Raw genomic sequence first — 20202 nt, forward strand, 5'->3', positions numbered from 1 at the left:
CCGTTGCCGAGGAGACCCGGATGACCACCGCTACCCGGACCGCAAGCCCCGACCCCGCAACGCTGAGCATGCTGGCCTTCGGCGTCTACGCCATGCTGACCGGCGTGGGCCTGATCGCCAGCCCCGGCACCGTGCTGAGCCCGCTCGGCATCGCGACACCCTCAGAGATCTGGATCCGCGTCGTCGGCCTGCTGGCTCTCGTTGTCGGCTACTACTACTGGGCCTGCGGCCGCGCCGGTGCCATCGCTTTCTACCGGGCCACGATCGCGGGGCGGCTGGCCTTCTGCACGGGTTGCGTGATGCTGGTGCTGCTGGCCGGTGCTCCGCTGCAGCTGTTGCTGTTCGGCTTTGTGGATGTGGCGGGGGCCGCCTGGACGGCATGGGCGTTGCGAGGCGCCACCTCACCAGCCCCAACGTAAAAACTCACGAACGATCAAGCGTTCGCTGAATCGCGCCCCGCGCTGAGCTAGGCTGCGCAGCACGCAGCGTGCGTGGAGGCAACCCTGGAAATCCTGTTTGAACTGCTGCTCGAGCTGATCTTCCAGGTCTTCGGCGAACTGCTCGTAGAGCTCGGCCTGCACGCCGTGGCCGAGCCCTTTCGCAAGCAGCCCAATATCTGGATGGCCGCGCTCGGCTATCTGCTGCTGGGCGGCATCGTCGGCGCGCTGAGCCTGTGGCTGATGCCGCAGCACCTGACGCACGATGGCTGGCCGCGGCTGGTCAATCTCGTCATCACGCCGGTCATCGCCGGCTTCGCGATGACGCTGATGGGCCTGTGGCGCGCTCGCCGCGGCGACCCGGTGCTGCGCATCGACCGCTTCGCCTGCGGCTATCTGTTCGCGCTGACGGTGGCCGTCGTGCGCTACAACTTCGCGAGCTGAGTCGCCATGGACGCCTTCCGCTGGGTATTGATCCTGATCGCCGTCGGCACCGCCGCCGCCGCCGCCCTCTGGTTCGGCCTGAGCGCGCCGGCCAAGGCGCCGGTCCCGGAACCCGAGGCCGCAGCCGTGGCCGCACTACCCCTGGCCTTGCCGCCCTCCGCACCCACAGCCGCCAGCAACGCCGCGGCGCTTGCCAAGCCGGCAATGGCGACTGCAAGGCCCGCGTCCGCCGCCAAGCCGGCCGCAGCGCGCGTCGGCTCCGAGGGCTATGGCCCGCACATCGATCGCGCCATGGCCGGCGGTGATGCGGCCGCGGCCTGGGAGGCCATGAAATGGCTGCAGCTGTGCGCCTCCAATGCCGACCGGCGCAACAGCTTCGAGCACATGCGCAGCGTGGGCGTGTCGCCGGAGATGATGACCCAGCTGATGCAGGAGGCCGATGCCGAGGCGCGGCGCTGCCAGACCATCACGCCCCAGCACCAGGCCATGCTGGGCGAACTGGCCCTACGCGCCATGCGCGGCGGCATCCGCGAAGCGGCCGCGAAGTACGCCGGCGTGACGCAACCGGACGAGCTGACGGCGGCCATGCGCCAGGAAGTGCTGGACACCCTGCGTCGTGACGCCCGCTCCGGACATGCAGGCAGCCTGTTCGGCGCCATCATTGCGCCGGACGCCTGGGGTCTGGACGACGCTGAGAAGCTGGGCTATCTCTTCGCCTATGGCGAGCTGACAGGCAAGCAGGGCCAGGACCTGGTCAAGCAGCTGATGCAGCAGAAGGTCATCCGCTTCAAGGCCCTCCCCACGCCCGAGCAACTGGCCACGGCCAAGACCACTGGCCAGCAGATCATCGAGACCCTGCGCGCCAAGCCCTAGCGCGCTCAACCGAAGGCCAGCACGATGTCCCAGGACACGGCCAGCGCATCGCTCTCCTGCCGGGCCGTCGGCGTGCCGGGGCGGGCGATCAGCGTCTTGCGGTCCTCGGGCTCCTGCAGCTTGAGCAGCGGGTCGGCCTCGTTGGCGGCCTCGCCCTCGAAATACATCTGCGTGACCAGCCGTGAGGCCTTGCCGCGCACGTCGAAGTGGATGTGCCGGGTGCGCGGACCGTAGAGGCCGGGCTGGATGGTCTTGAGCCGATAGCTGCCGTCCGGGCCGCTGCGGATGCGCGCATAACCCTGGAAGTCGGGGTCCAGCGGCGCGGCGCTGGTGTCACCCGGGTGGGTATAGCGCCCGGCCGCGTTGGCCTGCCAGATCTCCAGCACCGCATTGGCAATGGGCTCGCCACGCGGGTTGACCACGCGGCCACTCACATAGAGCAGCTGGCCGAGGGCGCGGGCCTTGTGGCCGGCGATGCGGCTGAGATCGAAGTCCTGGTCCTTGGGCAGGCTCAGGGGATAGAAAGGCCCGAGCGCGTCTTCGGCCGTCTCGTGGCGCAGCGTGTCTTCGCCAAGGGCTTGCGAAGCGCCTGCGAACCCGGCGGCGCCCAGCAGCAGATGGCGACGGGTCAGCCGCGAAGCCGGCGTTGGATGAGGGTCACCGTCGTGCTGAGTGGCAGTCGGAGTCAACATGGCAGCCCTCGCTCGCAGTGTGATTTGTCAGCCCATCCTAGGCTTCATGCCAGCGCTGGAGAAGGGCCGCCGGGGGGGCCCGACCCCCATCTTGAGGAAGGGTTTCAAGGCATGCCGTTGTCGACGAACTCGGCAAACCCGGGCCGCGCGCTCAGGCGCAGCATCCAGGCATCCACCGCAGGCAATGCCACGCGCTCGATGGGTGCGTTCTTCCAGCGCTGCGTCGACAGGCCGAGCACGACGTCGGCCAGCGTGAAATCGGCACCAACCACGAAGGCCCCCGTGCTGGCGAGCTGCKCATCGAGCAGGCCCATGTGCCTGTTCCAGTTGGCCACGCCGGCCTGGACGGCCTCGGGCGTGGCCGGCTGGCCGCGCACCAGGGCCATGAAGGCGACGCGCCAGCTGTTGTTCAGCTCACCGGCCTGCCAGTCCATCCACTGCTCGACCCGGGCGCGCGCCTGCGGCTCGGCCGGCAGCAGGCTGGTCGCGCCGGCCTTGGTGGCCAGGTAGCGGCAGATGCTGTTGCTCTCCCAGAGCGTGAAATCGCCGTCGATGAGGACGGGAATCAGGCCGTTGGGGTTCATGGCCAGATAGCCCGCCTCCTGCGGCGAGCGAAAGCCCGCGCCCCAGTCTTCGCGCTCCAGCGCGAGGTCGAGTTGCGCGGCGGTCCACATGACCTTGCGGACGTTGATGGAAGTGAGGCGGCCAAGGAGTTTCATACAGCGATCTTCCCTGAATCCAGCCACCGCTGCACTGCGGGCCGAGCGCCGGGCCGCTCCCAAGCCGGCCCGCCTTGGGCGATGTGCTCGCGGCTCGAAGCCGTGGGCATCGCCGTCCCCTCGGGGGACCGACCGGGCTTGCCGGCGTTCAGCCAGCGCGAGACCGGGCGAGGGGCCCTTGTCGCAGCCACCACCCGAAGGCCAGACCCGTGAGGTACATGCTGACCGAGTACAGCGCCGCCGGCAATGCGACCGGGAACTGCTGCAGCACGCCAAGCGCCAGGTAGAGCGCCAGCGTCGAGTTGTGGATGCCCACCTCGAAGCCGATGGCGATGCACAGCGGCCGCGGCAGCCGCACCGCTCGGCCCAGGCCATAGCCGGCGGAGAGGCTCAGCAGATTGAAAGCCAGTACCGCGCCGCCCAGCTCGCCCGCGGCGCCGAGCAGGGCCTCGCGTTCCTTGGCGATGGCCAGCACCGTCAGCACCACCAGCAGCACGGCCGACAGCGCCTTGACGGGCTTGTCCAGCCGCGCCGCGATGTCGGGCCGCATGCGGCGCACCGCCATGCCGGCCAGCACCGGCACGGCGATGACGCCGATGACCTCTGCCAGCTTCTGCCACGGCAGCGGCACGACCTGGCCGCCACCGGCGTAGTGGGCGATGGCCCAGTTGGCGATCAGCGGCAGCGTGACGAGGGACAGCAGCGTGTTCAGCGCCGTCAGCGACAGATTCATCGCCACATGGCCGCCGAACAGATGGCTGAACAGATTTGCCGTGATGCCTCCTGGTGACGCGGCCAGCAGCATCAGGCCGACGGCGTAGAGCGGTGGCAGATGGAAGGCGGCAATGACGCCCACGCAGGCGAGCGGCAACACGAGGAGTTGCAGCGCGAGCGCCAACAGCGCGGCGAGCGGATGCTCGCGCAGGCGGCGGAAGTCGTCCACGGTCAGCGACAGGCCCAGCCCGGCCATGACGATGGCCAGCACGCCGAGCAGCGCGTTCGTCAGCACGACAGTGGTCATGGCTTCAGTCCTTGTAGTTGCTGCCCAGGCGGTCCAGCTTGCGCAGCAGCGCTGGCCAGACGAAGGCGCCGCCCATGCCGCCGGTCTGCACGCGCATGGCCTCGGCGGTGCCGCGCAGGATAGCCGGGTGCACCTCGGTCAACGGGCCGCCACCGCTCTGCGCGGCGAGCTGGATGCGGCAGGTGGCCTCGAAGGCGTGCATGGCCAGGAAGGCATCGGCGACCGACGCTCCCACGGTCAACAGGCCATGGTTCTTCAGCAGCAGGAAGGTGTTGGCGCCCAGGTCGGCCTGCAGCCGCGGGCCCTCGTCGGGGCGGAAGGCGACGCCCTCGTAGCCATGCGTGCCCAGCGACGCCAGCACGAAGGTGGACTGCTGCGAGATCGGCAGCACGCCACCAGCCTGGGCACTGACGGCCACGCCGGCGGTGGTGTGGGTGTGCAGCACGCATTGCACGTCATGCCGGGCCGCATGCACGGCGCTGTGGATGACAAAGCCGGCCGGGTTGACCGGATAGGGCGACTCGATGACCTTGCGGCATTCGCCGTCCACCTTGACGAGGCTGCTGGCCGTGATCTCGTCGAACATCAGGCCATAGGGATTGATCAGGAAGTGGTGCTCGGGCCCGGGCACGCGGGCGCTGATGTGGGTGAAGACGAGATCGTCCCAGCCCATCCATGCCACGAGGCGGTAGCAGGCGGCGAGGTCTTCGCGCAATGCCCATTCTTCAGCGCTCACCTGGTTGCGCACGGTCGTCGTCATCTCGGTCTCCTGGGTTGTTGTGCCGCGATTGGGGCATGCGAGGGGCTGGGCCCTCTGTCTGAAACCAGACAATTCAGGGCATGCCCGAATCCGACCTGTTGCGCGCCAACCCCTGGTTCGCCACGCTGCCCGCGACACTGGCCGAGGCCGTGCTGGCGGCTGGCCGGGTGCAGAAGCTGGCCGCCGGCGAGGTGCTGTTCCGCCAGGGCGACGCGCCGGGTGACTGGCACGCGGTCTGCCGCGGCGCGATCAAGGCCAGCAGCGTGGCGGCGGACGGCAGCGAGTCCATCCTCGCGGTGCTGGAGCCGGGCAACTGGTTCGGCGAGATCTCGCTGCTGGACGGCGGCCCACGCGTGCACGATGCCACCGCCGTCGGCGCGACGGCCGTGTTCGCGGTGCCGGCCGAGGCCTTTGCGCGCTTCATGCGGGACGCCGTCTTCGCGACGGCGCTGGCCCGGCTGATGGCCGGGCGGCTGCGCACGCTGTTCGGCATCGTCGAGGACGCGACGCTGCGGCCCACGCGCGCCCGCCTGGCCCGTCGGCTGGCGCTGCTGGCGCGCGGCGATGCCACGCAGGCCATCGAGCCGCGCCGGCAGCTGCCGGTGTCGCAGGAGGCGCTGGCCATGATGCTGGGCCTGACGCGCCAGACCCTCAGCAAGGAGCTGGGCGAGTTGGCCAAGGCGGGCGCGTTGAAGCTGGGTTACCGCAGCATCGACATCCTCGACGCCGCGCTGCTGGACCGGCTGGGCGCCTAGGGTTCACTCAGCTTCGGCGGCCCACTGCACGGCGTCGGCGCCGGCCGGGATGCGCATGGGTGTCGACGGATCGGTCGCGGCACGCCAGACGGCCTCGGCCACATCCTTCGCGCGCGTTCCTGCGCCCGTGGACGCCTGCATGCGGGCGATGGCCTGGGTCATGAACTCGCCGTACACCGCGTCGTCCATGCCGCGCAGGTAGGACCGTGCCGTGTCGCGGAAGCTCGTCTCGCCCGAGGAGCCAGGCAGCACGATGCGCACGCGCACGCCGAAGTGGTCGACCTCGCTCGCCAGCGACTCGGTGAAGGCATTCACCGCCGCCTTGGCCGCGCGGTACACGCCCACCAGCGGCAGCGGCTTCAGCGTGGCGCTGGAGGTCACATTGACGATGACGCCGGACTGGCGCTCACGCATCTGCGGCAACACCGCCTGCGTGACGGCCATCGTGCCGAAGGTGTTGGTTTCGAACAGCTCGCGGATGGTCCCGGGGTTCGTCAGCTCGAAGGGCGCGGGCGCGCCGAAGCCGGCGTTGTTGACCAGCACGTCGACGGGCCCGGCGGCCGCCACCGCGCGGCGGATGCTTTCGGCGTCGGTGACATCCAGCGGCAGCAGGCGCAGCCGCTCGGACGGGGGCAGCAAGCCTTCGCGCGGGGTGCGCATGGTGGCGATCACGTGCCAGCCACGTTCGAGGAACAGGCGTGCGGTTTCGAGGCCGAAGCCGGAGGAACAGCCGGTGATCAGGATGGTCTTCATCGAGGTGCTTTCATGAGGGGGTGGCGACGACCTCACGATAGGACGGCAAAACCGTACTCACTACACTCAAAAGTCCATATCTCATTTGCGAGAGTCCGGCCGTGGTCGATCCGCTCGCCGAGGTCGTTGCGCTGCTGCAGCCGTCGGCCCGGTTTTTCAAGAACGTCGTTGGATCGGGTTCCTGGCGGGTGAGCCGCTCGGACGCCGGGCAGCCGTTCTATTGCGCGGTTCTCGAGGGCTGCTGCCGCATGGCCCTGGACGGGCAGGAGCCGCTGGTGCTGCAAGCCGGCGACTTCGTGCTGGTGCCCGCCGCCTTCGGTGTCGCGATGTCCAGCCTCGACGCACCGGCCGGCACGGCCAACAGCATGCCGATCGCGCTGGCACCGGGCCTGTTCAGGATAGGCGCACCAGACGGGCCGGTGGACCTGCGCATCCTGGCCGGCCATTGCAGCTTCGGCTCGCCGGACGCGGCCCTGCTGGTCTCGCTGCTGCCGCAACTCGTGCATGTGCGCAGCGAGCCGCGCCTGGCGACGCTGGTGTAGTGGGTGGGCGAGGAGTCGCGCGAGCAGCGGCCCGCGCGCGAGATGGTGCTGGCGCGGCTCCTGGAGGTGCTGCTGATCGAGGCCTTGCGGTCGACGGGCGGCACCGCCGCGTCGCCGGGCCTGGTGCGCGGGCTCGCCGACGTGCGCCTGGCCGCCGCCATCCGCGCGATGCACGAGCAGCCGACGCGGGCATGGACGGTGGTGGAGCTGGCCAGGGAGGCCGCGCTGTCACGCTCGACCTTCTTCGAGCGCTTCAACCGTGCGGTCGGTGTGGCACCGATGGAATACCTGCTGGCATGGCGAATGGCTCTCGCCAAGAACCTGCTTCGCCGCCACGAAGGCAGCATTGCCGACGTCGCCGAACGCGTCGGCTACAGCTCCGCAAGCACGTTCAGCGTGGCCTTCACCCGGCATGTCGGCCGGCCGCCGACGCAGTACGCGCGGGAGCAGGCCGAGGCGGCGTCAGGCACCTAGACCCGCCGCACGGTCCAGCGGCCGGCGTCATCGCAAGCCAGCTTTACCAGGCCCGGCCCAGGCACGCCGCCGATGCTCGCATCGCTGAGCGCCGTCAGCTCGCGCAGCAGCACGCTGACGCGCTCGTCCAGCCGCTTGGCCAGCCTCGTCAGCGCCACCGGCTCGCCGCCGGGTGCGAGTTCATGCAGCGTTTGCAGCAGCTGTTCCCGCATGCGGCGCCAGCACGACCGGAATGGACTTGGACGTTGGCGTGCGCGCGACCAGCGAAAAGCTCTGCAGCGGCACCAGCGGGTTGGTCTCGGGGTAGTAGCTGGCCAGGCAGCCGCGCGGGATGTCGTACTCGACGAGCAGGAAGCGCTCGGCGTGGCGCTGCTGCACGTCGCTGCCGGCTTCATCGACGTAGAGGCTGGTGATGTCCACCCAGTCGCCCGCCTTCATGCCGAGATCCTTCAGGTCCGCGGCGTTGATGAAGACGACGCGCCGGTGGCCGTAGACGCCGCGGTAGCGGTCGTCGTGGCCGTAGATGGTGGTGTTGTACTGGTCGTGGGAGCGCAGCGTCGTCAGCGTGAACACGCGCACATCACGCTGGCGCTCGGCGATGCGCTGCGTGGCCAGGTCGGTCGGCATCGCATGTGTGCTGAACTCGGCCTTGCCGCTCGCCGTGGCCCAGACGCGCTCGCTGGCCGTGTTGCGCAGGCGGAAGCCCCCGGGCGCCTTGATCTTCTCGTTGAAGCCGGCGAAGTCGGGCAGCACGGCCTCGATCTTGTCGCGGATGGCGGCGTAGTTGCTGGCCAGGGCCAGCCACGGTGTGCGGCTCCGGGTCAGCGTGGCGGCGGCCATGCGCGCGATCAGCATGGGCTCGGAGATCAGGTGCTCGGAGGCCGGCGCATTCATGCCGGCCGACAGATGCACCATGCTCATGGAGTCTTCCACCGTGATGCCTTGCGGCCCGGTGGCCTGCACGTCGATCTCGGTGCGGCCCAGCACCGGCAGCACCAGGGCCTGGCGGCCGTGCACGACATGGCTGCGGTTGAACTTGGTCGTCACATGCACGGTCAGCTCGCACTGGCGCAGCGCGCGCCAGGTGGCGGCGGTGTCGGGCGTGGCGGCGGCGAAGTTGCCGCCCATCGCGATGAAGACCTTGCCCTTGCCGTCCAGCATGGCCTGGATGGCACCCACGGTGTCATAGCCATGCTCGCGCGGTGGCTCGAAGCCGAAGACGGCGCCGAGCTTGTCGAGGAAGGCCGGCGCGGGCTTCTCGTAGATGCCCATGGTGCGGTCGCCCTGCACATTGCTGTGGCCACGGACCGGGCAGGCGCCCGCGCCCTCGCGGCCCAGGTTGCCGCGCAGCAGCAGCAGGTTGACGATCATCTGGATGGTCTTCACCGAATGCCGGTGCTGGGTGATGCCCATGCCCCAGCAGGCGATGACACGCTCGCTGCCGGCGTAGATGTCGGCGGCCTGCACGATCTGCTCGCGCGTCAGGCCCGAGGCCTGGACGAGCGGCTCCCAGGGCTGCTCGCGCAGCTCGGCGATGAAGGCCTCGAAGCCCTGGGTGTGCTCGGCGATGAAGGCCACGTCGAGCACGCGCGGCTGGCCGGCGGCCTGGGCCGCGTCGTCCAGCTCGACGACCCGCTTGCACATGCCCTTGAGCAGCGCGAAGTCGCCGCCGACCGTCAGCTGGAAGTAGTGGCTGCTGATGGGCGAGTCGCCCAGCGTCGCCATCTCGATGGCGTTCTGCGGGTCGGCAAAGCGCTCCAGGCCGCGCTCGCGCAGCGGGTTGAAGCTGACGATGCGCGCACCGCGCTTGCGGGCGGCGCGCAGCTCGCCCAGCATGCGCGGGTGGTTGGTGCCGGGGTTCTGGCCGAACACGAAGATGGCGTCGGCCTGCTCGAAGTCGTGCAGCGTGACCGTGCCCTTGCCGACGCCGATGGTGGGCCGCATGCCCGAGCCGCTGGGCTCGTGGCACATATTGGAGCAGTCGGGGAAGTTGTTGGTGCCGAACTCGCGCACGAACAGCTGGTACAGGAAGGCCGCCTCGTTGCTGGTGCGGCCCGACGTGTAGAAGATGGCTTCGTTGGGGTTGGGCAGGGCCTGCAGCTCCTTGGCGATCAGCGCGAAGGCGGCGTCCCAGCTGGTGCGCTGATAACGGTCGGTCTGGGCGTCATAGAGCATGGGCTCGGTCAGGCGACCGGTGGCTTCCAGGTCGTAATCGGACGCCGCAGCCCATTCAGCCAGCGTCTTCGCGCCGATGACTTCGGGCGTCGCGCGGCGCGCCGTCGCTTCGGCGGCCACGGCCTTGGCGCCGTTCTCGCAGAACTCGAAGGTCGAGCGGTGGTCGCGGTCGGGCCAGGCGCAGCCGGGGCAGTCGAAACCGTCGGTCTGGTTGGCATGCAGCAGCGTCTTGGCGCCCTTGACGGCGACACCCTGCTCGTTGAGATGCTTGGCCACGCTCTTCAATGCGCCCCAGCCACCGGCTGGGCCGTCGTAAAGCTCGATCTTTTGTTCACTCATGTCACACAACCACCAAGAAAAAGGCCCCGCGCCTTGAGCAGGCAGCGGGGCTTGTCAGCCTAGCAGGACTGGATCAGTTGAAGAACTTGCCCACGTTGATCAGGGTCTTGTAGACACCCCAGGCCAGCGGGATGCCGACGGCCGCCCAGGCCAGGACCACGGTGGCGCTGGACGTGGCCGCAGCTGCGCCGCTGCCGGTCCCCACTTCGGATGCCGCAGCGCGCTCGTGCGCCAGACGCTTTTCCTCGGCCAGTTCAGCGTCGGTCATGAAGTATTTGTCGGCCACCGGGCGGATCATCAGGTTGGCGATCAGGCCGACGACCAGCATGCCGACGAGGATGTACATGGTCTGGTTGTAGACCTGCTCGCGCGGCAGGCCCAGTTCCAGCTGGTAGTCGCGCATGTAGTTCACGACGACCGGGCCGAGGATGCCGGCCGTGGCCCAGGCGGTCAGCAGGCGGCCGTGGATGGCGCCCACCATCTGCGTGCCGAACAGGTCGGCCAGGTAGGCCGGCACGGTCGCGAAGCCGCCGCCGTACATGCTCAGGATGACGCAGACCGCGCCGACGAAGGCCAGCTTGGAACCCGCCGCGGCGCTGCTCGGGATGCTGGCGTACATCAGGCCGCCGAGCAGGAAGAAGACCACGTAGGTGACCTTGCGGCCGAGCTTGTCGGACAGGCTGGCCCAGAAGAAGCGACCGCCGATGTTGAACAGGCTCAGCAGGGCCGTGAAGCCGGCGGCCACGGCGGCGATCTTGGCGAGCTGGGCCTTGTCCAGTTCACCGAACTTGGCCGTCAGGCCGATCAGCGAGCCGCCAAAGACTTCCTGCAGCATGGGGCTGGCCATGCCGATGACGCCGATGCCGGCCGACACGTTCATGCACAGCACGATCCAGACCAGCCAGAACTGCGGGATGCCCCAGACCTTCTTCACATGCACATGGCGCTGCGTGATCATGGCGTTGCTGGCCTGCGCAGCGGGGGGCGTCCAGCCGGCCGGCTTCCAGCCCGTGGGCGGCACGCGATAGCCGAAGGCGCCACCGATCATGAAGACGAAGTAGACAAGTGCCATGACGATGAAGGTCTGCGTCACGCCGACGTCCGTCGCGGTGGCGAAGGTCTTCATCAGTTCGGCCGCCAGCGGCGAGCCGATCATGGCGCCGCCGCCAAAGCCCATGATGGCCATGCCGGTGGCCATGCCGCGCTTGTCCGGGAACCACTTGATCAGCGTCGACACCGGGCTGATATAGCCCAGGCCCAGGCCGATGCCGCCGATGACGCCGCTGCCGAGGATCATCAGCCAGAACTGGTGCAGGTGGATGCCCAGGGCCGAGATCAGCATGCCGCCGCACCAGCACACGGCCGACACGACGCCGGCCTTGCGCGGACCGGAGCGTTCCAGCCAGCCGCCCCAGATGGCCGCAGCGCAACCCAGGAAGACGAAGAAGAGGGTGTACATCCAGCCCAGCGTGGAAACCTTCCAGTCGCAGTTGCTGACGAAGAGCTCCTGGAAGAAGCCGACTTCGGGGCCGCACTTGATGGCTTCCTTGATGCCCAGCGCCTTGGACAGCGGCAGCCAGAACACCGAGAAGCCATAGGCCATGCCGATGCACAGATGGATGGCCAGGGCCGCCGGCGGCACCAGCCAGCGGTTGAAGCCCGCACCAGCAATGGTGCGCTCCTTGTCGAGCAGACCGGCATTCCGGCCCGGACCGGGCACGGCGTCAATTCCCACAGAGGACATGGAGAAATTCCCTTCGACGTTTGTTGGGCCGCGCGCCCCGCGGCGGTAAGAATTACGCGTCTTCGCGCGCAAGGTGCGCAGAATACGGTGGGGCGTGTTGCACTGCCATGTAAAGCCGCCCAGGTAAATACCTAGAGCCGATGGTCAGAGGTAACCGGACGTTAAAGCGGACCGCGCGGCCGCGGGCAAAACCGCCCTATCCTCCCGCGCCATGCGACGCGCACTGATCATTGACGACCACCCTGGCGTGGGCCAGGCGCTGGAACTGCTGCTGTCCCTGCACGACATCGAAGCCAGCGTCGCCACCAGCCCCGAGGAAGGCCTGGCCCTGCTGGACAAGCGCGCCTTCGGTCTCGTCATCCAGGACATGAACTTCACGGCCGACACGACCTCGGGCGAAGAGGGCGAGCAGCTCTTTCGCGCCATCCGTGCGCGCCGCCCCGACCTGCCCGTCATCCTGCTGACGGCCTGGACGCGGCTGGATGCCGCCGTGGCCCTCGTCAAGGCCGGCGCGGCCGACTACCTGGCCAAGCCCTGGGACGACGCCAAGCTGATCGCCACCGTCGAGAACCTGCTCGAGCTCGACGAAGCCAACCGCGAGATCGCGCAATTGCGCGAGGCGCGCCGCGAGCGGCGTGCCGCACTGGCCCGGCGCCATGACCTGGCCGGCCTGGTGTTCGGCTCGGACGGCATGCTGAACCTGCTGGAGCTGGCCGGGCAGATCGCCGCGGCACCGGTACCCGTGCTGATCACCGGCCCCAACGGCGCCGGCAAGGAGCGCATCGCGGCCTTCGTGCATGCCAATTCGAGCGCGCGCGACGCTCCCTTCATCGCGCTGAACTGCGGCGCCCTGCCCGCCGACCTCATCGAGGCCGAGCTCTTCGGCAGCGACAGCGGCGCCTACACCGGCGCGGCCAAGGCCCGCGTCGGCCGCTTCGAGGCGGCCGACGGCGGCACCCTCTTCCTCGACGAGATCGGCAATCTGCCGCTGGCCGGCCAGGTGAAGCTGCTGCGCGTGCTGGAGACGGGCCAGTTCGAGCGCCTGGGCTCGAGCAAGACGCGCCAGGTGAAGGTGCGCGTGCTGAGCGCGACGAATGCCGACCTGCGCTCGATGGTGAAGTCAGGTCAGTTTCGCGAAGATCTGTTTTATCGCCTCAACCTCATCGAGCTGAAGCTGCCGGCCCTGGCCGAGCGCCGCGACGACGTGCTGCCGCTGGCCGAGCATTTCCTGGCCGGCCGGGCGCGCCTGAGCGAGGCCGCGCGCGAGGCCCTGCTGGCGCACCGCTGGCCGGGCAATGTGCGCGAGCTGAAGAACGCGGTCGAACGCGCGGCCCTGCTCTGCCAGGGCGGCGAGATCACGCCGGCCCTGCTCGGCCTGGAAGAGGCCAACGGTGGCGCGGGCGCCTACCGGAACCTGGATGAACCCAGCCGCGAGGCCGTCGTCGCGGCACTGAATGCGGCCGGCGGCATCGTCAGCCGCGCGGCCAGCCAGCTCGGCCTGTCGCGCCAGGCCCTGTACCGGCGCTTGGAGCGTTACGGGATCGCGCCTTGATACCCCATCTCTCGCTGCGCGCCCGCGCGCTGCTGGCCCTGGGCGCCGCGGCGGTCGTGCCGCCGCTGGTCATCCTCGGCGTGCGGCGCGCGGGGCTGGACGCCGGCATTGCGCTGGCCGTCGCGGTGCTGGTGATGCTGCCGCTGGTCGCCTGGCTGGCGGCCTTCTGGCTGGCGCCGCTGCTGCGGCTGATGCGTGCCCTCGAAGGCGCGGTGCTGAGCTACCGCGACGGCGACTTCAGCCTCAACCTGGCGCCCGACGGCCCGCCCGAGCTGGCCATGCTGACGCGCCTGCATGCCGAACTGGGCCTGGCCCTGCGCGAGCAGCGCCAGCATCTGGCCCAGCGCGAGCTGCTGCTGGACACCGTCGTGCAGAACACGCCCGTTGCGCTGGTGCTGACCGCCCCGAGCGAGCGCATCGCCATCGCCAACCTGGCCGCGCGCCAACTGCTGGGCGACGGTCGCAGCCTGACCGGCCTGGACTTCCCCACCGTCATCGCCGCGCTGCCGGAAACGCTGCGCGAGGCCCTCTCCGGCGATGGCGACCGGCTGTTCGCGGTGACGCTGCCCGACGGCTCGGAGGAGACCTTCCACCACAGCACCCGCGCSTTCAGGCTGCAGGGCCAGCCGCACCGGCTGCGGCTGCTCAGGCGCATGACGCGGGAGCTGTCGCGCGCCGAGGTGGCGACGTGGAAGCGCGTCATCCGCGTGCTGAGCCACGAGCTGAACAACTCGCTGGCGCCGATCTCGTCGCTGGCGCACAGCGGCGCCGAGCTGGCGCGGCGCGGCGACACCGAGCGCCTGCCGCAGGTGCTGGCCAGCATCGGCGAGCGCGCGACCCATCTGCACCGCTTCCTGTCGGGCTATGCCAGTTTCGCCAAGCTGCCCGCACCGCGCCGCGAGGAGGTCGATTGGGCCGCCTTCCTGAACCGGCTGGCGACGCTGGGCGAATTCAATCTCGATGGCGAGGTGCCGGGCCAGCCCGGCTGGTTCGACGCGGCACAGATCGAGCAGGCCCTGCTGAACCTGATCAAGAACGCGCACGAGTCGGGCAGTGATCCGGATGAAATCTCGCTGCGCCTGGGCCTGGTCGGCAGCGAGTTGCGCATCGAGGTGCTGGACCGCGGCCCCGGCATGAGCGAGGCGGTGCTGGCCCAGGCCCTGCTGCCCTTCTATTCCACCAAGCGCTCGGAGCCGGGCTCCCAGGGCGGCACCGGCCTGGGCCTGGCACTGGCGCGCGAGATCGCCGAGGCGCATGACGGCCGCATCGCGCTGAACAACCGCGACGACGGCGGTTTGCGCGTGGCCATCAGCCTGCCGCAGGTGAGGGCCTGTTAGCGCCCTACATGAGGACGGCGGCCAGCACGCTGAAGGTGACGAAGGCCAGCGCCGTCGACGCCAGGATGATGCGCGCCACACGGCCGTTGTCGGCGCCATAACGCTCGGCCAGCAGTGACACATTGCTGGCGCTGGGCAGGGCCGCCGCCAGCGTCAGCGCGACAAGCTGGGGCCAGGCCAGCGGCGCGCCCAGCCAGCGCGCCGCGGCACCCAGCGCGAACACCAGGGCCGGGTGCAGCAGCAGCTTGATGGCCGCCACCGGCAGATACAGCGCCGGTGGCGTCACCCGGCCCGCCTTGCGGTTGGCCCGGCCCGAGCGGCTCAGCACGGCGCCGATCGTGAACAGGGCCACCGGCGAGGCCGCATCGCCCAGCATCGAGATCACCTTGGCCAGCGGCCCCGGCAGCACCAGGCCGCTGGCGCCCAGCGCCGCGCCCAGCGCGATGGACCAGGGCAAGGGGTTGGACGCCGCCGCCTTCAGCGCCTGCACGAAAGCCACCCGGCCGGCATGACCGCTGGCGCCTGCCTGGGCCAGCGCGATGCACAGCGAGCTCGTCACGAAGAGGTCGGCCAGGATGGTGCTGACGACAGCCCCGCCGGCGGTACTGCCCAGCAGCGCGACGATGAGGGGCACGCCCATGAAGCCGGTGTTGGGGAAGGCGGCCACGAGGGCGCCGAAGGCCGCGTCCTTCATGCCGACGCGCTCGGACAGCGTCGTCGCCACCGTGAAGAAGACGATCAGCAGGGCCGAGCTCAGATAGACGCCAAGCAGGGCGGGGTTCAGCAACTCCAGCAGCGGCGTGTCGCGCCCGAAGCGGAACAGCAGGCAGGGCAGCGCGAAGAACAGCACGAAGCCGTTGAGGCCGGGAATCGCGCTGTCCGGCAGCAGGCCGCGCTCGGCGGCCAGCCAGCCGCACAGCACGAGAGCGAAGAATGGGAAGGTCGTGGCGAGGACGGCGAGCATCTTGGCGCGCGAGTATCAAGCCCGTGAGCGAATGCTCGGACGGTCGCCGTTTGTAACAACGGGGGATGGCGAGCCCCCTGGGGTCACCCCTAATATGCCGCGCCATGCGCATGCCCAATCTCTCCCTGCCACCCCCAGCCGCCGCCGCGCCCCTGGACGAAGGGCAGGCCCTGGGCGTGTGGAGGCTGGAAAAGCCGCTGCCCGACGGCGAGCAGGCCCATGCAGGCCAGTGGTACAGCGCCCATCAYGCGATGGCCAAGGAGCAGAAGTCCGCCGTCCTCGTGCTGGATCGCAGCGACCAGGGCGCCGGCGTCATGCTGCGTTATGCCGACCAGGCCGGCGACCTCGCCAAGCTGCAGCACACCCATATCGCCGTGCCCAGCGACAGCGGCGTGACGCCCGACGCCCACCCCTATCTGATCGTCGAGGGCGAGCATGGCGTGCCGGTGCTGCCGCGCCTGCACGAACTCGGCCTGCGCGCGCGCGTCGAGCTGCTGGTGCAGCTCTGCGAGGCGCTGCGCTCCGCCCACCAGCAAGGCTGGCTGCTGGCCGAGATCGACCCCGCCATGATCTGGCTCGGCCCCGAAGGCGGTGTGCGCCTGATGGGCCTAGGCCTGGCCAAGATTCCCGACCCGACCGATCCCTTCGACCGCGGCCTGAGCCTGGGTGCCTCGCCCGCCTTCGTCGCCCCCGAGCGCCGCAACGGCGAACCGCCCAGCCTGGCCAGCGAGGTGTTCGGCCTGGGCGCGTTGGCCCGCGTCTTCATCTGCGGCTGGGAAGACACCCCCAAGGGCCTGGCGCCGCTGCGCGGCAGCGCGGCCGACCAATGGCCCACGATGAAAGAAGCCCAGCAGCTCAAGCTGGATGCGGTGCTGCGCTCGGCCATGGCCGACTCGCCCGAACTGCGCATGCGCGGCGCCGAGAGCATGGCCGATGAACTGCGTGAATGGCTGGGCCTGAGCCCTTCACGCAATGCCGGCAGCGCCACCGAGCCGGTGGAGACCGCCAGCCCCAAGCCCGTGGCCTGGTGGAAGCGCTGGCTGTGGCTGGGCGCCGCGGCCGGCGTGGGCCTGCTGGCCATGGCGGCCCATGTCTCGGAACGCCCGGCCGCCTCGGCAAGCACCCACAGTCAGCCGCCCGGCTGAGGGAAGGCTGTCTAGGGATGTCGCCCAGGCCGCCCCTCGGCCAACAATGCGCGCCCCACCCGATCCTGGAGCGCCTGCCATGGCCCGTCGTCTCTTTGCGCCCTTCGTCGCCGCCACGCTGACCCTGGCCACCTCGGCCGTGCTGGCGGCCGGCTTCAACACCGATGCCGAAGGCTGGACCACCAGCAACGGCGGCGACCAGGTCTGGATGCCCACTGGCGGCAATGGCGGCGGCTGGCTGCAGGTCACCGACGTCAGCAACGACGACTTCCTGCTGAACGCCCCCGTCGCCTGGCTGGGCAACTGGTCGGCCTATGCCGGCGGCACGCTGTCCTTCGATGCCAGGAATGTCAACGGCGACGCGCCGGACTGGAGCCCCTTCGGCGAAGTCACCATCACCGGCACGGGCGGCAGCCTGGTGTTCGACATGGCGGCAGCCGGCACCCCGCCGGCCGACGGCCAATGGCATCACTACACCTTCGTGCTGCCGGCGTCGGCCGTGCTGTCCAGCGTGACCAGCCTGACGATCAAGGGCGAGTTCCATGCCGGCGTGACCGAGATCGTCGGCATCGACAACATCCAGGTCACGGCCGTGCCCGAGCCCGGCGAGGCGGCCCTGCTGCTGGGCGGCCTGGGCCTGCTCGCGCTGCTGCGACGCCGGCGCTGAGTCCACGCCGCCAGCGGCCGGGGTTGCCCGGGATGCGGGGCCCACGGTGCTCGGCAACAATGCGCGCTTCCCCGGAGGTTCCATGGCCCGCCCGCTGCTTGCGCCGTTGTACGCGACCCGTCTTGTCACTCTCCCCGCCGGCCTGAGCCGGCAGGTGCGCTGATGGCCGCCGTCGGGGCCGCGCCCGCCAACGTCACATCGGGCCTGATGGGCTTCGGCGAACTGCAGCTCAAGCTGCCCGCCACCAAGGCGCAGTGGCTGGCCCTCGTGGCCGGCGTCGGCATGGGCCTCATCGGCGCCGAACTGGCCTGGCATCACCCGCTGTCGGGGCAGCTCGCGCTGGCGGCCTGGGGTGCCGTCGTGCTGCTGGCGGCGCTGTTCTGGGTCAAGACTCCCGTCCTGCTGCTCGCACCCCTGCCCCTGGTGGGCCTGGCGCCGTGGACCGGCTGGATCAGCTTCGAGGAGATGGACCTCCTCGTCAGCGCCTGCGGCTGCGGCGGCTATCTGGCCTATGCGCTGCAACTGAACGCCCGCGACCGCGCCCCGGCCTGGCGCCACGGCCTGGTCTATTCGCCGGTCGTCGTCGTGCTGCTGATGGCGCTGGCGCTGTCGGCGGCCTGGAGCATCCGGCGCGGGTTCGCCGACGCCGGCGGTTTCACCTTCGGCTGGTTCCATGGCTACCACGAGGCCATGAATTCGGTGCGCAATGCCAAGGCCATCTTCCTGGCCCTGGCCCTGCTGCCGCTGTGGACGGCCGCAGCGACCGCGCGTCCACGGGGCTTCTCCCGCGGCCTGCTGCTCGGCCTGGTGCTGGCCCTGGCCGGCGCCAGCGCGGCGGCGCTGTGGGAACGCCTGGCCTATACCGGCCTGCTGGACTTCTCCACCGACTACCGCACGACGGCACTGTTCTGGGAGATGCATGTCGGCGGCGCGGCCCTGGACGGCTTCCTGGTGCTGACCCTGCCTTTCGCGCTGCTGGCCCTGCTGCGCACGCGCTCGCCCTGGCGCTTCGCCATCGGCCTGGTCGTCGCGCTGCTGGCCGCCTATGCCTGCCTGACGACCTTCTCGCGCGGCGTCTATCTCGCGCTGCCGCTGGCCCTCATCCCCATGGTCATGCTGGCCGACGGCCAGCGCCGCCGTGCCGTGGCCTCCGGGCCCGAGAGCAGCAGCATCGACAGCACGCTCGGCGCCGTGGATGCGCCGCTGCCACGCCTGGCCAAGGTGGGCGCACTGGCCATGGCCGGCGCCTTCGCGCTGGCGGCCGCCCTGGTCTTCGGCGGCGGCGGCTACCGCGGCCTGCTGGCCCTGTTCTTCGTCATGATCATCCTGCTGACCATGCCGGCCAGCCTGTGGCTGCCGGCCTTCGGCCAGCGGCTGACGGCGGTGGTCATGGGCGGGCTGCTGGCCCTGCTGCTGGGCGGGGCGAGCTGGGCGCTGTCGCTGGCGATCCCGAAGGCGGCCTATCTGCTCAACGTCGTCGCGCTGCTGTGCTGCGCCGCGCTGCGCTGGCGCGACGCGCCTGGCCAGGCGCGCCCCATCTATGTACTGCTGGTGTCGACCTGCTGGTTCTGGCTGCTGGCCACCATGGTCATCGTGGCCGACTACTGGGGCGGCACCTCGGGCCGCTGGACGGCCTCGGCCGCCGGCCTGGCCCTGGCCGGCCTGTGGGCCGCCATGCTGCTGGAGCCGCGGCTGTGGCCCTTGCAGGGTGCCGGCAGCACGGGCAAGGCCGGCTGGCGCAAGCGCGCCCTGCTGGTGGCCGGACTGCTGCTGGTCATGGCCATCGTCGCAGCCCTGGGTGGCGGCGCCTATCTGCGCGACCGCGTGGCCACCTGGAAGGAAGACGGCAGCACCCGCCTGACGCATTGGCGCGAGGGCCTGCACCTGCTGCACGGTGGCCGCCAGTGGCTGCTGGGCAAGGGCGCCGGGCGCTTCGTGCCGAGCAATTTCTACGACGGCCCGATCAGCAGCCAGATCGGCGACTACCGGCTGCGCCACGACCCGACCGAGTCCTATCTCGCGCTGGCGGCCGGCAAGCATGTGCTGGGTCGCGGCGAGCAGTTCCGCGTCAGCCAGCGGATCGGTGCCCCCGCCCCTGGGCCCGTCGCCATCACCCTGGTGCACCGCACGGCGGCCGACGCCCATCTGTTGCTGCAGATCTGCGAGAAGAACCTGATCTACCCGGACAACTGCTACGGCATCGAGCCGACGTTGAAGCCCTTGCGCACCGAGGCGCCGGTCGAGGGCGCCACCGAGGCCGCCGCGCCGCCGGCCGATGCCGCTGGCATGGGCGCCTGGCAGACCAGCCAGTTCAAGCTCGGCCCGGTGCCGGCCATGGGCGGCGACTGGTGGGCGCCACGCTTCGTGACCTTCTCCATGTCGCTGGACACGCGGAGCGCGCGCGTCGACATCGCCCGCATCGCGATGCAGGACGCCCAGGGCCGCCAGCTGCTGGTCAACGGCGACTTCAACCGCGAGATGGCGCGCTGGTTCTTCTCCAGCGACCGCAACCACCTGCCCTGGCACATCAAGAACGCCGCCCTGCATGTGCTGTTCGAGCAGGGCCTGGTGGGCCTGGCGCTGCTGGGCGGCGCCTACCTGCTGGCGCTGACGCGGCTGTCCTTCGGCCGTGGCCGTGACCACCCGCTGGCGCCGGCCATCGTCGCCGCGCTGATCGGCTTCGGCACCGTCGGTGCCTTCGACAGCCTGCTGGACGTGCCGCGCGTCGGCTTCGTCTTCTTCATGCTGCTGTTGCTCGGCCTGGGCCTGCGGGCCCTGCCAGGGGAAGGCGTCGCGCGAGTGGCATGAT

At 70.1% G+C, this 20202-nt stretch carries 18 protein-coding genes and 1 pseudogene; 10 read left to right on the plus strand and 9 right to left on the minus strand.

The features are described from left to right. Positions 1–20: 20 nt before the first annotated feature. The 3 genes from AC1DW3_RS14245 to AC1DW3_RS14255 all read left to right on the plus strand — a co-directional run bounded on the left by AC1DW3_RS14245 (position 21) and on the right by AC1DW3_RS14255 (position 1754). The gene (locus AC1DW3_RS14245) at positions 21–419 is read left to right on the plus strand and encodes a hypothetical protein (protein WP_477931979.1); all 399 of its coding nucleotides are present in this window, start codon (positions 21–23) and stop codon (positions 417–419) included. Positions 420–491: 72 nt separating this feature from the next. Next, on the plus strand, positions 492–881 hold the full coding sequence (locus tag AC1DW3_RS14250) for a hypothetical protein (protein WP_477931980.1): 390 nt from the start codon (positions 492–494) through the stop codon (positions 879–881). Positions 882–887: 6 nt separating this feature from the next. After that, a complete protein-coding gene (locus AC1DW3_RS14255; protein ID WP_477931981.1) occupies positions 888–1754 on the plus strand; it encodes a hypothetical protein in 867 nt (288 codons plus the stop codon). Between the two features lie 5 nt (positions 1755–1759). On the opposite strand, the gene AC1DW3_RS14260 is transcribed toward AC1DW3_RS14255, so the two are convergent. The 4 genes from AC1DW3_RS14260 to AC1DW3_RS14275 all read right to left on the minus strand — a co-directional run bounded on the left by AC1DW3_RS14260 (position 1760) and on the right by AC1DW3_RS14275 (position 4946). Continuing rightward, complete coding sequence (locus AC1DW3_RS14260; RefSeq protein ID WP_477931982.1) at positions 1760–2446, minus strand: dioxygenase family protein; 687 nt, start codon at positions 2444–2446, stop codon at positions 1760–1762. Between the two features lie 104 nt (positions 2447–2550). Further along, the gene (locus AC1DW3_RS14265; protein ID WP_477931983.1) at positions 2551–3165 is read right to left on the minus strand and encodes a glutathione S-transferase family protein; all 615 of its coding nucleotides are present in this window, start codon (positions 3163–3165) and stop codon (positions 2551–2553) included. 148 nt (positions 3166–3313) lie between these two features. After that, entirely contained in the window at positions 3314–4186 is an 873-nt protein-coding gene (locus tag AC1DW3_RS14270; protein WP_477931984.1) for a bile acid:sodium symporter family protein, read from the minus strand. Between the two features lie 4 nt (positions 4187–4190). Next, positions 4191–4946, minus strand: coding sequence for a class II aldolase/adducin family protein (locus tag AC1DW3_RS14275; protein ID WP_477931985.1), 756 nt, complete (start codon positions 4944–4946; stop codon positions 4191–4193). A gap of 80 nt (positions 4947–5026) precedes the next feature. On the opposite strand from AC1DW3_RS14275, the gene AC1DW3_RS14280 reads away from it, so the two are divergent. Then, positions 5027–5701, plus strand: a complete 675-nt coding sequence (locus AC1DW3_RS14280; RefSeq protein ID WP_477931986.1) for a Crp/Fnr family transcriptional regulator — start codon at positions 5027–5029, stop codon at positions 5699–5701. Positions 5702–5704: 3 nt separating this feature from the next. Here AC1DW3_RS14280 and AC1DW3_RS14285 read toward each other — a convergent pair whose 3' ends face one another. Continuing rightward, complete coding sequence (locus AC1DW3_RS14285) at positions 5705–6454, minus strand: SDR family oxidoreductase (RefSeq protein WP_477931987.1); 750 nt, start codon at positions 6452–6454, stop codon at positions 5705–5707. Between the two features lie 101 nt (positions 6455–6555). Between AC1DW3_RS14285 and AC1DW3_RS14290 the strand changes: the two are divergent. Further along, positions 6556–7470 (plus strand): annotated as a pseudogene (locus tag AC1DW3_RS14290) (AraC family transcriptional regulator). Here the strand turns inward: AC1DW3_RS14290 and AC1DW3_RS14295 are convergent. From AC1DW3_RS14295 to AC1DW3_RS14305, 3 genes are all read right to left on the minus strand, one after another. Further along, entirely contained in the window at positions 7467–7682 is a 216-nt protein-coding gene (locus AC1DW3_RS14295) for a hypothetical protein (RefSeq protein WP_477931988.1), read from the minus strand. The pseudogene AC1DW3_RS14290 and the gene AC1DW3_RS14295 overlap by 4 nt on opposite strands. Further along, entirely contained in the window at positions 7651–9984 is a 2334-nt protein-coding gene (locus AC1DW3_RS14300) for an FdhF/YdeP family oxidoreductase (RefSeq protein ID WP_477931989.1), read from the minus strand. Before AC1DW3_RS14300 ends, AC1DW3_RS14295 begins: the two co-directional genes overlap by 32 nt. A gap of 73 nt (positions 9985–10057) precedes the next feature. After that, positions 10058–11728, minus strand: coding sequence for an OFA family MFS transporter (locus AC1DW3_RS14305; protein ID WP_477931990.1), 1671 nt, complete (start codon positions 11726–11728; stop codon positions 10058–10060). 211 nt (positions 11729–11939) lie between these two features. Between AC1DW3_RS14305 and AC1DW3_RS14310 the strand changes: the two genes are divergently transcribed. Both AC1DW3_RS14310 and AC1DW3_RS14315 read left to right on the plus strand, forming a co-directional pair. Next, on the plus strand, positions 11940–13280 hold the full coding sequence (locus AC1DW3_RS14310) for a sigma-54-dependent transcriptional regulator (RefSeq protein ID WP_477931991.1): 1341 nt from the start codon (positions 11940–11942) through the stop codon (positions 13278–13280). Next, complete coding sequence (locus AC1DW3_RS14315) at positions 13277–14617, plus strand: sensor histidine kinase (protein WP_477931992.1); 1341 nt, start codon at positions 13277–13279, stop codon at positions 14615–14617. The genes AC1DW3_RS14310 and AC1DW3_RS14315 overlap by 4 nt, the downstream gene beginning before the upstream one ends. Positions 14618–14621: 4 nt before the next feature. On the opposite strand, the gene AC1DW3_RS14320 is transcribed toward AC1DW3_RS14315, so the two are convergent. Further along, positions 14622–15581, minus strand: coding sequence for an AEC family transporter (locus AC1DW3_RS14320; protein ID WP_477931993.1), 960 nt, complete (start codon positions 15579–15581; stop codon positions 14622–14624). Positions 15582–15685: 104 nt separating this feature from the next. Here AC1DW3_RS14320 and AC1DW3_RS14325 point away from each other — a divergent pair, with 104 nt between their 5' ends. The 3 genes from AC1DW3_RS14325 (at position 15686) to AC1DW3_RS14335 (ending at position 20201) form a co-directional block, all read left to right on the plus strand. After that, a complete protein-coding gene (locus AC1DW3_RS14325) occupies positions 15686–16726 on the plus strand; it encodes a serine/threonine-protein kinase (RefSeq protein ID WP_477931994.1) in 1041 nt (346 codons plus the stop codon). Positions 16727–16805: 79 nt separating this feature from the next. After that, positions 16806–17393 (plus strand): PEP-CTERM sorting domain-containing protein, encoded by a 588-nt coding sequence (locus AC1DW3_RS14330; protein WP_477931995.1) that lies wholly within the window; start codon positions 16806–16808, stop codon positions 17391–17393. Between the two features lie 162 nt (positions 17394–17555). Beyond that, on the plus strand, positions 17556–20201 hold the full coding sequence (locus AC1DW3_RS14335) for a hypothetical protein (RefSeq protein ID WP_477931996.1): 2646 nt from the start codon (positions 17556–17558) through the stop codon (positions 20199–20201). Position 20202 lies beyond the last annotated feature (1 nt).

This window comes from Roseateles sp. P2_H4 (assembly GCF_056403315.1).